The organism is Pseudomonas sp. PAMC 25886 (assembly GCF_000242655.1).
Classification (GTDB): Bacteria; Pseudomonadota; Gammaproteobacteria; order Pseudomonadales; family Pseudomonadaceae; genus Aquipseudomonas.
Genome location: NZ_AHHC01000007.1, coordinates 19,637 through 32,229, shown reverse-complemented (window position 1 = coordinate 32,229; position 12,593 = coordinate 19,637). Strand labels below are relative to the sequence as shown.

Below are 12,593 nucleotides of genomic sequence, written 5' to 3'. Positions count from 1 at the left end.
AGCATTGGCCGCAGATATGAACTGCGACGACGCAGCCCCAAAGGAAAACACATGGGCAGGAGAAAAAGTCGCGACGGGAAATAAAAACCCCAGACGGCAAAAAGCCCGCACTAGGCGGGCTTTTTGTTGTTTGGTGCACTCGACAGGATTCGAACCTGTGACCGCTCGGTTCGTAGCCGAGTACTCTATCCAGCTGAGCTACGAGTGCAGATTGTGTTTTTAGACCAGATCACAACTGGTTGAAGCCAAGCTACCTGCATTGCTGCAACTAACTCTTAAATGGTGCACTCGACAGGATTCGAACCTGTGACCGCTCGGTTCGTAGCCGAGTACTCTATCCAGCTGAGCTACGAGTGCATTTGTTGCCGCGCATTATAGGCCGTTCAATCTCTATGTAAAGCTATTTTTTCGTTTAGTTTCAACAACTTAGCGAAAAAACCAGATTGCAACGTACTAAGCAAATAATGGCGGAGAACGGGGGATTCGAACCCCCGACACCCTTTTGAGGTGTACTCCCTTAGCAGGGGAGCGCCTTCGGCCACTCGGCCAGCTCTCCGCAACACGGGGCGTATATTAACCAGCTTCATCCCCGTTTGCAAACATAAAAAACGATAAAAATTAATGGCTTGGTTCTTCGTCCTTCTCTTTCTTGATCCGCAGGTAGATTTCCTCGCGGTGGACAGCCACCTCTTTCGGAGCGTTAACCCCGATACGCACTTGATTGCCTTTGACGCCGAGCACGGTCACGGTGATTTCGCCATCACCAATAATCAGGCTTTCTGCGCATCGACGAGTCAGAATCAGCATACCTTTCTCCTCACGCATTTCATTTCGGGAACAACAGTCTGCAAAAAAAAGGCATTCGACCTACAACCAAATGGCCGTAGCCCTACCCGCCTAAGTATTGTCGAGCACAGGTAAAAGAACAGGTCTTCACCACGCACCCGGCAAAAAAATGAAAGGCGCGGATAACCGCGCCTTCCTGGCAACGCGTCACTCGCCCTGTCGGGCCGGAGCGTCCAGCTCAAACGCGGTATGCAATGCGCGTACAGCCAGTTCCAGGTACTTCTCTTCGATCACCACCGACACCTTGATTTCCGACGTGGAGATCATCTGGATGTTGATGCTTTCCTTGGCCAGGGCTTCGAACATGCGGCTGGCAACACCCGCATGGGAACGCATGCCCACGCCCACGATCGACACCTTGGCGATCTTGGTATCGCCAACCACTTCACGGGCGCCAATCTCGCTCGCGGTGTTCAACAACACCTTCTGCGCCGCATCGTACTCGTTGCGGTGCACGGTGAAGGTGAAATCGGTGGTGTTATCGTGCGCAACGTTCTGCACGATCATGTCGACTTCAATGTTTTCGCCGCTGATTGGCCCGAGAATCTTGAAGGCCACGCCCGGGGTGTCTGGCACGCCACGGATGGTCAGCTTGGCTTCATCGCGGTTAAAAGCGATGCCGGAAATGATCGGCTGTTCCATGGATTCCTCTTCATCAATAGTAATGAGGGTGCCCGGACCCTCCTTGAAGCTGTGCAGTACGCGCAGCGGAACGTTGTACTTGCCGGCAAACTCAACAGCACGGATCTGCAACACCTTGGAACCGAGACTGGCCATTTCCAGCATCTCTTCAAAGGTGATCTTGTCCAGGCGCTGGGCCACGGACACAACCCGTGGGTCGGTGGTGTAGACGCCATCCACATCGGTGTAGATCTGGCATTCGTCAGCCTTCAGGGCTGCCGCCAGCGCCACGCCGGTGGTGTCGGAACCACCACGACCAAGGGTGGTGATGTTGCCGTGCTCGTCGACGCCCTGGAAACCGGCGACAACCACCACACGACCGGCCTTCAGGTCAGCGCGAATCTTCTGGTCATCAATCTGCAGGATGCGCGCCTTGGTGTGGGCGCTATCCGTCAGAATGCGGACCTGGTTGCCAGTGTAGGACACCGCCGGCACACCACGCTTGTTCAGCGCCATAGCCAGCAACGCGATGGTCACCTGCTCACCGGTGGAAATGATCACATCCAGCTCACGGGGAACCGGTTGTTGATCGCCACTGATTTGCTTGGCCAGATCGATCAGGCGATTGGTCTCGCCGCTCATGGCCGACAGCACCACCACCAGGTCATCGCCGGCATCGCGGAATTTCTTAACCTTGTCGGCGACCTGCTCGATTCTTTCGACAGAGCCGACCGAGGTGCCTCCAAATTTCTGTACGATCAAAGCCATTTCTAAGCCGCCTCAGCCCGTAAAGGGGCGCCTATTATTCAATCAACCAGCACTGACCGAGCCCGTGACTAGACCACGGGCTCATTAACAGCGTCTTAAATACCTGCCTCGACAAACGGCACGGTCAGGGCCAGGGCCGCGTCCAGGGCACCGGCGTCTACACCACCGCCTTGCGCCATGTCCGGACGACCACCGCCCTTCCCGCCCACTGCCGCGGCAGCTTGCTTCATCAAATCACCGGCCTTGAGTTGGCCAGTCAGGTCCTTGGTTACACCGGCAACCAGAACGACCTTATCCTCATGGACACTGCCGAGCAGGATCACTGCGCGGCCGAGCTTGTTCTTCAACTGATCGACCAAGGCCAACAGCGCCTTGCCATCCTGACCGTCCAGGCGCACGGCCAGGACCTTCACGCCTTTGACGTCCAGGGCGGAAGCCGACAGGTCATCGCCCGCCGCGCTGGCCGCCTTGGCCTGCAACTGCTCCAGCTGTTTTTCCAGCTGACGGTTGCGCTCCAGTACACCGGAGAGCTTGTCGATCAGGTTGTCGCGGCTGCCCTTGACCAGGCTGGCCGCTTCCTTGAGTTGTTCTTCAGCCGCATTGAGGTAGGCCAGGGCCGCAGCACCAGTGACCGCTTCAATACGACGCACACCGGAAGCCACACCGCCTTCGCTGATGATTTTCAGCAGGCCGATGTCGCCGGTACGGCTGGCGTGGATACCGCCACACAGCTCCACCGAGAAGCTGCCGCCCATGCTCAGCACGCGCACTTCGTCGCCGTACTTCTCGCCGAACAGCGCCATGGCGCCCTTCTTCCTGGCGGTCTCGATGTCGGTTTCTTCGGTTTCAACCGGAGTGTTCTTGCGAATCTCGGCGTTGACGATGTCTTCCAGGGCCTTCAACTGCTCAGGCTTGATCGCCTCGAAATGACTGAAGTCAAAGCGCAGGCGCTGGCTGTCCACCAACGAACCTTTCTGCTGCACATGCTCACCCAATACCTGACGCAACGCGGCGTGCAGCAAGTGAGTGGCCGAATGATTCAAAGCAGTTGCATGCCGTACGTCGGCATCTACCTGAGTGTCCACCGGCGCACCGACAGTCAGGTTACCCAGCACCAGCACGCCGTGGTGCAGGAACGCACCGCCGGTCTTGGTGGTGTCGCGCACGTCAAAACGACCGGACGTCGAGCTCAGGAAACCACAGTCGCCGACCTGGCCACCGGACTCGGCGTAGAACGGGGTCTGGTCGAGGACCACAACCGCCTCGTCACCTTCGTTCAGCACGTCGACCGACTTGCCGTCCTTATAGATAGCCACGATCTTGGCCGAGCCAACGGTGGCCTCATAACCAATGAACGAAGTGGCCACATCAACCTTTACCAGGGTGTTGTAGTCCAGGCCAAAGGAGCTGGCGGAACGGGCGCGGACGCGCTGGGCTTCCATCTCACGCTCAAAGCCTGCTTCGTCGATGGTCAGCTCGCGTTCACGGGCGATGTCGGCGGTCAGGTCCATCGGGAAACCGTAGGTGTCGTACAGCTTGAACACCACGTCGCCCGGCACCACGGTGCCTTTAAGCTCAGCCAGGTCCTGTTCGAGGATCTTCAGGCCGTGCTCCAGGGTCTTGGAGAACTGCTCTTCTTCAGCCTTGAGCACGCGCTCGATGTTGGCTTGCTGCTGCTTGAGTTCCGGGAAGGCATCGCCCATCTCGGCCACCAGCGCGGCAACGATCTTGTAGAAGAAGCTGCCGGTAGCGCCCAGCTTGTTACCGTGACGGCAGGCGCGACGGATGATGCGGCGCAGCACATAGCCACGGCCTTCGTTCGACGGCAGCACACCGTCAGCGATCAGGAAACCGCAGGAACGGATGTGGTCCGACACGACCTTGAGCGACGACTGATTGTCGTTGGCGCAGCCAATGGCCGCAGCCGAAGCGCTCAGCAGGTTGGTGAACAGGTCGATCTCGTAGTTGGAGTGAACGTGCTGCATCACCGCACTGATCCGCTCCAGGCCCATGCCGGTGTCGACCGACGGGGCTGGCAGCGGATGCAACACGCCATCGGCGGTGCGGTTGAACTGCATGAACACGTTGTTCCAGATTTCGATGTAGCGATCGCCGTCTTCTTCTGGCGAGCCCGGTGGGCCACCCCAGATGTCGGCGCCGTGATCGTAGAAGATCTCGGTGCAGGGGCCGCACGGGCCGGTATCGCCCATGGTCCAGAAGTTGTCGGAGGCGTAAGGCGCGCCTTTGTTGTCGCCGATGCGAATCATGCGCTCAACCGGCACACCGATTTGCTGGGTCCAGATGTCGTAGGCTTCGTCATCAGTGGCGTAGACGGTCACCCAGAGCTTTTCCTTCGGCAGCTTCAGCACGCCGGTCAGGAAGGTCCAGGCGAAGGTGATCGCATCTTTCTTGAAATAGTCGCCGAAGCTGAAGTTACCCAGCATCTCGAAGAAGGTGTGGTGGCGGGCGGTGTAGCCCACGTTTTCCAGGTCGCTGTTCTTGCCGCCGGCGCGTACGCACTTCTGGCTGCTGGTGGCGCGGGTGTAGGCGCGCTTTTCCTGGCCCAGGAAGCAGTCCTTGAACTGGTTCATCCCCGCGTTAGTGAACAGCAGGGTTGGGTCATTGCCTGGGATCAAGGAGCTGGAGGCGACACGGGTGTGACCTTGCTCTTCGAAGAAGCGAAGGAAGGCTTCACGGATTTCTGCGCTTTTCATTAGGTTCTTCCACGGAGGCTGCGGCCAAAGGCCAGTGCTAAACGTCATCAGACGGAGCGACGGCAAAGGGCCGCATTATATCGGCCCTTTGCCCGTGGTACAGCGTGTTTATGTGATAGAAACAGTCAATTAGACGGTCTGCACTGTCATTTTCGGGAAAACTCGACGAATGTCGCGAGCACTTGCTCCATCTGTGCCCGATTGACGTCCAGGTGAGTGACCATGCGCAGGCGCGGCGCGGCACTCAACTTGATCCCGCGCTCGGCGGCAAACGCCTTCAAGGCCGGGGCCCGATCGCCGATATCAACGTAGACCATGTTGGTCTGCACCGGCTCCACCGTGTAACCCGCCTTGCGCAGTTCATCTCCCAGCCATTGGGCATTGGCATGGTCGTCGGCCAGGCGCTGCACCTGGTGGTCCAGGGCATACAGCCCCGCCGCCGCCAGCGAACCGGCCTGGCGCATGCCGCCACCGACCATCTTGCGCAAACGACGGGCCTTGGCGATCAACGCCGTGGAGCCGCACAACACCGAGCCGATCGGCGCACCCAGGCCCTTGGACAGGCACACCGACACCGAATCGAAGTGCCGGGCAATCTCCCGGGCATCCACACCCAGCTTGACCGCAGCGTTATAAAGCCGCGCGCCGTCGAGGTGCAAGGCCAGGCCGTGTTCCCGGGTGAATGCCCGCGCAGCCGCCAGGTATTCAAGAGGCAGGACTTTGCCCTGCATGGTGTTTTCCAGCGCCAGCAAACGGGTGCGGGCGAAGTGGAAGTCGTCTGGCTTGATTGCGGCCAGCACCTGCTCAAGGCTCAGGGAACCGTCAGCCTGCACTTCCAGGGGTTGCGGCTGGATCGAACCCAGCACTGCCGCGCCGCCGCCTTCGTATTTGTAGGTGTGGGCCTGCTGACCGACGATGTATTCCTCGCCCCGCTCGCAGTGCGCCATCAACGCCAGCAAGTTGCTCATGGTGCCGGTGGGCACGAACAACGCGGCGGCAAAACCCAGGCGCTTGGCCAGTTCGGCTTCCAGGCGGTTGACGCTCGGGTCTTCGCCGTAGACGTCGTCGCCACTGGCCGCAGTCGCCATCGCGTCGAGCATGCCTGGGGTCGGTTGGGTCACTGTGTCGCTGCGCAGGTCAATCACGGTCATCAAACTAGCCTCTAGCGGATTTGGGGCGTTTCTTGTGTTAACGATTACTGCGGGCAAACCCGCGGAATATCAAGCCCCGTGCTTGCACAATCGAATACCAACCAAACAAACCGATATAGGTTATCGATAAACCAACCGTGCAGTTTCTGAAAAACCATGATAAAAACTCTCCGCCGCCAGGGTTCTGGCGGCAACGTTCTCAGGGCGGGGTGTAATTCCCCACCGGCGGTAATTGCACGCAACGTGCATAGCCCGCGAGCGCTTGGCGCCTCGAACTGCCTCGGCAGGACGGCGACAAGGTCAGCAGACCCGGTGTGATCCCGGGGCCGACGGTCATAGTCCGGATGAAGAGAGAACGGGATTGGCACCTAAGGGCCGAACGCTGGATTTCATGCTCGCATGACCCGGCTGTCCGTACCCTTAAATCCCATTCGATTCATATCGCCCTGTTTTTTTCTTAAACAGGAGTCAGAACATGCAACCCACCGCAATCGACAGCAAAAGCAAAAACCATCACGGCGAGCGCGTCGCGTTTATCCAGGCCTGCTGGCACAAGGATATTGTCGATCAGAGCCGTAAAGGCTTCCTCGCCGAAATGATCGCCCAGGGCTACCAGGAATCGGACATCGATTTCTTTGAAGTCGGCGGCGCCTTTGAAATGCCCCTGCACGCCAAGCTGCTGGCCAAGTCCGGCCGTTATGCCGGTATCGTCGCGGCCGCCCTGGTAGTGGACGGCGGGATCTACCGTCACGAGTTCGTTGCCCAGTCAGTGGTCAGCGGCCTGATGCAGGTTCAACTGGAAACCGAAGTGCCGGTGTTCTCGGTATCCCTGACCCCGCACCACTTCCACGCGGGCAGCGAGCACCACACCTTCTTTTATGAGCACTTCGTGCACAAGGGCCAGGAAGCGGCACGCACCTGCGCCGACACCCTGCACAAGGTTCGCGCGCTGCGTCGCAATGAGCCACGGGCTCTAGCGGTTTAAGCAACACCACAAAGCCCAGTCTCAGAGCCGGGCTTGTGTGGGAGCTGGCTTGCCTGCGATAGCATCGCCTCGGTGTATCTGGCAGACCGAGTTGATCCTATCGCAGGCAAGCCAGCTCCCACATTTGACCGAGTCGGCCTCGGGATTCAGGCCAGGCCGGCATCCGTAGTCGGCACAATCAATATCCCGGCTCGCAAGCCATTCTTGACCTTCGGGTTCGGGAAGATGATGCGTGCGCCCTCCTCCTCGATGACCCAGCGGGTCTTGGCAATGTCCTCGGCCAGCAGGTAACCCTTCTCCAACTCCGAAAAGTTTTCCACGTCGGCCGGCAAATGCAGGACGAAGGTATCGCTGTGCTTGATCACTTCCCGGGAGACGCTGAACAGCTTCAGGCCGTCCAGGCTCTCGGTGGCTGGCTCGTTGCCTTCGATGATTTGCTTGAGGCGCGCCTCCAGGCGGGACACGTCCACGCCCTGGTTCTGCCCGAACGGCCGGGCCTTGCCCAGCTCCAGGGTAAAGGACTCGGCCTCCAACTGTTCGTAGGTAAACGCCGTGAAGGTGATCGAGGTCTTGTTCTGCAACAACACCGCTTCCATGCCAGCAGCTCGTAGGCGCGCCAGTTCGCGGCGTGAATGCTGGCGACCGTCCTTCCACGGGTACAGCGCGAACTGCTCGATCTTCGAGCCACGAATGGCGGTGTGCAGGTCGTAATGCAAACGGCTACGCCCCGGAACGCTGAAGAACGTGCGGGCCAACTGCTCAAGCTCGGCAGCGCGCATGGCTTCAGGGCCGATGTTTTGCTCGTGACGGCCGTTGAACAGCCGGTTGACGTCCAGTTCGAGATAACGCTCGCCGCGGCGCATGGCCTCGGGGTTACCGAACAGGAACAGAATACGGGTGCGGGGCTTGATCTCCCCGCGGGCAATGCCATGCAGCAAGCGGTCGGCCAATTCGATCGGCGCGGTTTCGTTGCCATGGATGCCGGACGACAACAGCAGGTCGCCGCCGTTGTCCCGCGCCTCAGGAGGCCGCACTTCCAGCGCGCCCTCGCTGAGCCAGCGCAGTTGCACGCCGTCGACAGTCAGTTGAATTTTTTGCGCCGGTTCGCGACCGGCGAGGGTCAGTTCAAGCAGTTTGCCGAGGGCGAGCATAAGCAGCTTCCTTAGTGGTTGCAGCCAGGACCGTGGACGTGATCGTCGTCATCACCTTCAACGTCGGCCGGTTCCATTTCCAGTTGCAGGCTCATCAGGTTGGTGGCCAATGGGCGCATCAGCAGGTTGGCGTATTCGGCGTCGCCTTCTTCCACGTCCACGCCGATCAGCAGTTGGCCGCGGCCGTCGTGCTGGATCCAGATCTCCTTGCCCTGCCAGACCACGGCGACGCGGGTGCAGGAAGTTTCCAGCTGGGTGCCGTCGGTGTCTTCAAGGATCAGTTTCAGGGTGTCGGTGGTCATAAATAGTTCTCAGCCGTGCGGCGTTAATTGATCTGGAAAGGATAAACCGAGCCCAGTTTAAGGATTTGCGTCAGTTCATCCAGTGCCGTCCGGCACTCAAGCAGCAATTGCGGGTCAGCCAGGTCGGTTTCCCGCAGGCTGTCGCGGTAGTGCTTGTCGACCCATTGGGTGAGCGTGTCGTACAACGGCGCCGTCATGATAACCCCTGGGTTGACCGCCGCCAGTTCGGTTTCATTCAAGGCCACGCGCAAGCGCAGGCACGCGGGGCCACCGCCGTTCTGCATGCTTTGCTTGAGGTCGAAGACTTTGACTTCGCGGATCAGCCCGCCGGAAGACGTCAGGCCTTGCAGGTACTGCCAGACGCGCTCGTTGGCACGGCATTCTTCCGGCACGATCAGCAGCATCGAGCCGTCGGCACGGGTCAGCAACTGGCTATTGAACAGGTAGGAACGCACCGCGTCTTCCACACCGACCTGGGCCCGAGGCACGCAGATCGACTGGAAATTGCCGCCGAGCTTGCCGAGCTTGCCCTGCAATTCGCCGAGCATCTGTTCGGTATTGAGGAACGCATCTTCGTGATAGAACAGCACTTCGCCGTTGCCCACCGCGATCACATCGTTGTGAAACACGCCGGCATCAATCACCGCCGGGTTCTGCTGGGCGTAGACCACGCCGTCATCCCGCAGGCCGTGCAAGCGGGCGACCGCCTGGGAAGCTTCGAGTGTCTGGCGCGCCGGGTACTTTTGCGGCGCCGGGTAGCGGGTGTCGAACGCGCTGCGCCCGAACACGAAAAACTCTACGCCCGCCTCGCCATAGTCACGGCAGAAACGGGTGTGGTTGGCCGCGCCTTCGTCGCCGAACTGTGCCACTGCCGGCAAGGCCGCGTGGTGGGCGAAGTGTTTTTGATCAGCAAACATCGCCCCCAGCACGCGGCTGGTGGTCGGGTGTTCGATGCTGCGGTGGTATTTGCAGTTGAGGTTGGCGGCAGTGAAATGCACGCGGCCATCGGCTGTGTCGGCGCTTGGGCTGACAGTCGCGGCATTGGCCACCCACATGCTCGACGCCGAGCAGCTGGCGACCAGCAACGGCATGGCCTGCCTGGCCGCTTGCTGGATGACTTGCGCGTCGGTGCCGGCAAAGCCGAGGCTGCGCAGGGCGGCCACATCAGGACGCTCCTGGGGCGCCAGCACACCTTGCACGAAGCCCATTTCCATCAGGGCTTTCATCTTCGCCAGGCCCTGCAACGCCGCTTCCTTCGGGTTGGAAGACTGCTGGCTGTTGCTCTGGGACGCGACGTTGCCGTAGGACAAACCGCCGTAGTTATGGGTCGGCCCCACGAGACCGTCAAAATTGACTTCACAGGATTTCATCGGCGAGGCTCCACGAACATCTGTATTTTTATAGGCATCAAGTGCAGATCTGTATCTGTTAACCCGATCAAGTGTAGGAGCTGGCTTGCCTGCGATGCAGACGACTCGGCCTTTCAACTGGACCGAGGGGATGTCATCGCAGGAAAGCCAGCTCCCACATTAGATCAGTGTCACTTTCACTTAAGCGTTACGCCTGGGGTCAGCGACGCAGGCAGCACCAGGCTCGGGGTCTCAAGCGAGGCCACCGGGTACGCGCAATAATCCGCCGCGTAATAGGCACTGGCGCGATGGTTGCCCGACGCCCCTACGCCGCCGAACGGCGCGCTGCTCGCGGCACCTGTCAGCTGTTTGTTCCAGTTGACGATCCCGGCACGGCTCTCCAGCCAGAACTGCTGGTAACGCGCTTCGGAATCCGACAGCAAACCCGCCGCCAAGCCGTATTGGGTGTTGTTGGCCTCGGCAATGGCCGCGGCGAAATCAGCGTAGCGGATCACTTGCAGCAGTGGGCCGAACAGCTCTTCGTCAGCACGATCAGCGACCTCGGTCACATCAATAATGCCCGGGGTCAGCAGCGCGGCCTGGGCCTGTGGCTGAGTCATCTCCAGCAACGCGATCGCGCCATTGGCCAGCAGCAATTCCTGGGCATCCATCAACGCCTTGGCGGCGCCGAGGGAAATCACCGAGCCCATGAACGGCGCCGGTTGTTGGTCGAACGCGCCCACTTCAATGGTCGAGCTCACCGCCACCAGGCGTGCGAGCAACGCATCGCCCCAAGCGCCTTCCGGCACCAGCAAGCGACGGGCACAGGTGCAACGCTGGCCGGCGGAGATAAACGCCGACTGGATAATGGTGTACACCGCGGCATCCACATCGGCCACTTCGTCCACCACCAGCGGGTTGTTGCCGCCCATTTCCAGCGCGAGGATCTTGTCCGGGCGCCCGGCGAATTGCTGGTGCAGATGGTTGCCGGTGCGGCTGGAGCCGGTGAAGAACAAACCGTCGATGCCCGGATTAGCCGCCAGGGCGATCCCGGTTTCCCTTGCGCCTTGCAGCAGGTTCAGCACACCCGCCGGCAGGCCGGCGTCGATCCAGCATTGCACGGTCAGTTCGGCGACTTTCGGGGTCAGCTCACTCGGTTTGAACAGCACGGTGTTACCCGCCAGCAAGGCCGGCACGATATGCCCGTTAGGCAAGTGACCCGGGAAGTTGTAAGGGCCGAACACCGCCACCACACCGTGGGGTTTGTGACGCAAAACGGCCGTGGCGTCGCCCAATGGGCCGCTCTTCTCGCCGGTACGTTCACGGTAGCTTTGCACCGAGATCGCAACCTTGTTGACCATGCTGGTGACTTCGGTGGCCGACTCCCACAAAGGCTTGCCGGTTTCCTCACCGATGCAGCGGGCGAGTTCGTCGGCACGGCTTTTCAGGTTGGCGGCGAAGGCTTCCAGCACGCTCAGGCGCTCCTCCAGGGAACGCTTGGCCCAAGCCGGGAACGCCTGGCGCGCGGCCTGAACGGCGGACTCGACCTGCTCGGCAGTCGCGCTGTTCCCCGACCACACCACCTGCTGGGTCACCGGGTTAAGCGATTCAACCACGTCACCCTGGCCAGCCAGCCAGCTACCTGCGATATACAACGAATTCATTATTTCGACTCCCGGGCAGCGGACAACGGTACGGCACGCACTTGATCACCGGCGATCAGTTGCAGGCGCTTGGCGGTCTGCTGATCGACCACCAGGGTGCCGGCAGCCAACCGCGCCGGTGCTGCGGTGATGCGGCAATCTTCACGTTTACGGTTATGGATCAGGAACGGCGTGGCGTCGTCGCCCGGCGTGCCAATCGCCAGCACCAGCGCTTCGCTGTCGCGTACCGCGCGGATCTTGGTGGTTTCACACTCCACCGCCGGGCCTGCGTCGAAGATGTCGACGTAACCCTGGTAGCTGAAGCCTTCGCTCTTGAGCATGCTCAAGGCCGGCTCGGTGTCGGTATGGACCTTGCCGATCACGTTGCGCGCGTCTTCGGACAGGAAGCAGGTGTACAGCGGAAACTTCGGCATCAGCTCGGCGATGAACGCCTTGTTGCCCACACCGGTAAGGTAGTCGGCCTGGCTGAATTCCATCTTGAAGAAGTGCCGGCCCAGGCTTTCCCAGAACGGCGAACGCCCGGCCTCGTCAGACATGCCACGCATTTCGGCGATGATCTTGTTACCGAACAGCTGCGGGAATTCCGCGATAAACAGCATGCGCGCCTTGGCCAGCATGCGGCCGTTAAGGCCGTTGCGGTAATCGGCGTGCAGGAACAGCGAGCACAGCTCGGAGTTGCCGGTCAGGTCGTTGGCCAGAAACAGCGTCGGGATTTCCCGGTAGATGTTCAGCTCCTGGGAAGCACTGACCGTCAGGCCCACCCGGAAGTTGTACCAGGGCTCGCGCAGGCCAACGGCACCGGCGATGGCGGAAATCCCCACCACGCGGCCTTCGTCGTTTTCCAGCACGAACAGGTAGTCTGCATCACCGCGCCCGGCTTCGCCGCGAAAGGTCTTTTCAGCCCAGCCGACCCGGTGGGTCAGGCGCTCTTCGTTGGCCGGCAAGGTGGTGAGGCCGGTGCCGGTGCTGCGCGCCAGATCAATCAGGGCCGGTAAATCGCTGCTGCGTACGGGACGAACGATCATGCTATCTCCTCAAACGG

10 protein-coding genes, 3 tRNA genes and 1 riboswitch are annotated in these 12,593 nt (G+C 60.4%); of the genes, 1 reads left to right on the top strand and 12 read right to left on the bottom strand.

Annotation, left to right across the window (positions count from 1 at the left end):
- Positions 1-131 precede the first annotated feature (131 nt).
- The 7 genes from MUM_RS0100355 to ltaE form a co-directional block, all read right to left on the bottom strand.
- Positions 132-208 (bottom strand) — tRNA-Arg (locus MUM_RS0100355).
- 72 nt (positions 209-280) lie between these two features.
- Positions 281-357: transfer RNA gene (locus MUM_RS0100350), tRNA-Arg, on the bottom strand.
- A gap of 108 nt (positions 358-465) precedes the next feature.
- Positions 466-556 (bottom strand) — tRNA-Ser (locus MUM_RS0100345).
- Positions 557-618: 62 nt separating this feature from the next.
- Positions 619-807 carry a carbon storage regulator CsrA gene (gene csrA, locus MUM_RS0100340; protein WP_002554426.1) on the bottom strand — a complete coding sequence of 63 codons (189 nt, stop codon included), beginning with the start codon at positions 805-807 and terminating at the stop codon, positions 619-621.
- Positions 808-993: 186 nt separating this feature from the next.
- Entirely contained in the window at positions 994-2,235 is a 1,242-nt protein-coding gene (locus MUM_RS0100335; RefSeq protein ID WP_010165647.1) for an aspartate kinase, read from the bottom strand.
- 95 nt (positions 2,236-2,330) lie between these two features.
- On the bottom strand, positions 2,331-4,949 hold the full coding sequence (gene alaS, locus MUM_RS0100330) for an alanine--tRNA ligase (RefSeq protein WP_010165645.1): 2,619 nt from the start codon (positions 4,947-4,949) through the stop codon (positions 2,331-2,333).
- A gap of 146 nt (positions 4,950-5,095) precedes the next feature.
- Positions 5,096-6,100: a low-specificity L-threonine aldolase gene (gene ltaE / locus MUM_RS0100325; protein WP_010165643.1), complete on the bottom strand. Its 1,005-nt coding sequence runs from the start codon at positions 6,098-6,100 to the stop codon at positions 5,096-5,098.
- A 191-nt stretch (positions 6,101-6,291) separates the two neighbouring features.
- Positions 6,292-6,461: riboswitch (FMN riboswitch) on the top strand.
- Between the two features lie 114 nt (positions 6,462-6,575).
- On the opposite strand from ltaE, the gene MUM_RS0100320 reads away from it, so the two are divergent.
- A complete protein-coding gene (locus MUM_RS0100320; RefSeq protein WP_003214313.1) occupies positions 6,576-7,085 on the top strand; it encodes a 6,7-dimethyl-8-ribityllumazine synthase in 510 nt (169 codons plus the stop codon).
- Between the two features lie 146 nt (positions 7,086-7,231).
- On the opposite strand, the gene astE is transcribed toward MUM_RS0100320, so the two are convergent.
- The 5 genes from astE to astA form a co-directional block, all read right to left on the bottom strand.
- Positions 7,232-8,236: a succinylglutamate desuccinylase gene (gene astE, locus MUM_RS0100315; protein WP_010165640.1), complete on the bottom strand. Its 1,005-nt coding sequence runs from the start codon at positions 8,234-8,236 to the stop codon at positions 7,232-7,234.
- A gap of 11 nt (positions 8,237-8,247) precedes the next feature.
- Entirely contained in the window at positions 8,248-8,538 is a 291-nt protein-coding gene (locus MUM_RS0100310) for a hypothetical protein (protein ID WP_003214319.1), read from the bottom strand.
- A 23-nt stretch (positions 8,539-8,561) separates the two neighbouring features.
- Positions 8,562-9,908 (bottom strand): N-succinylarginine dihydrolase, encoded by a 1,347-nt coding sequence (astB, locus tag MUM_RS0100305; RefSeq protein WP_010165635.1) that lies wholly within the window; start codon positions 9,906-9,908, stop codon positions 8,562-8,564.
- 176 nt (positions 9,909-10,084) lie between these two features.
- Positions 10,085-11,554, bottom strand: coding sequence for a succinylglutamate-semialdehyde dehydrogenase (astD, locus tag MUM_RS0100300; RefSeq protein WP_177324984.1), 1,470 nt, complete (start codon positions 11,552-11,554; stop codon positions 10,085-10,087).
- Entirely contained in the window at positions 11,551-12,576 is a 1,026-nt protein-coding gene (astA, locus tag MUM_RS0100295; RefSeq protein ID WP_003214325.1) for an arginine N-succinyltransferase, read from the bottom strand. The genes astD and astA overlap by 4 nt, the downstream gene beginning before the upstream one ends.
- Positions 12,577-12,593: the final 17 nt, after the last annotated feature.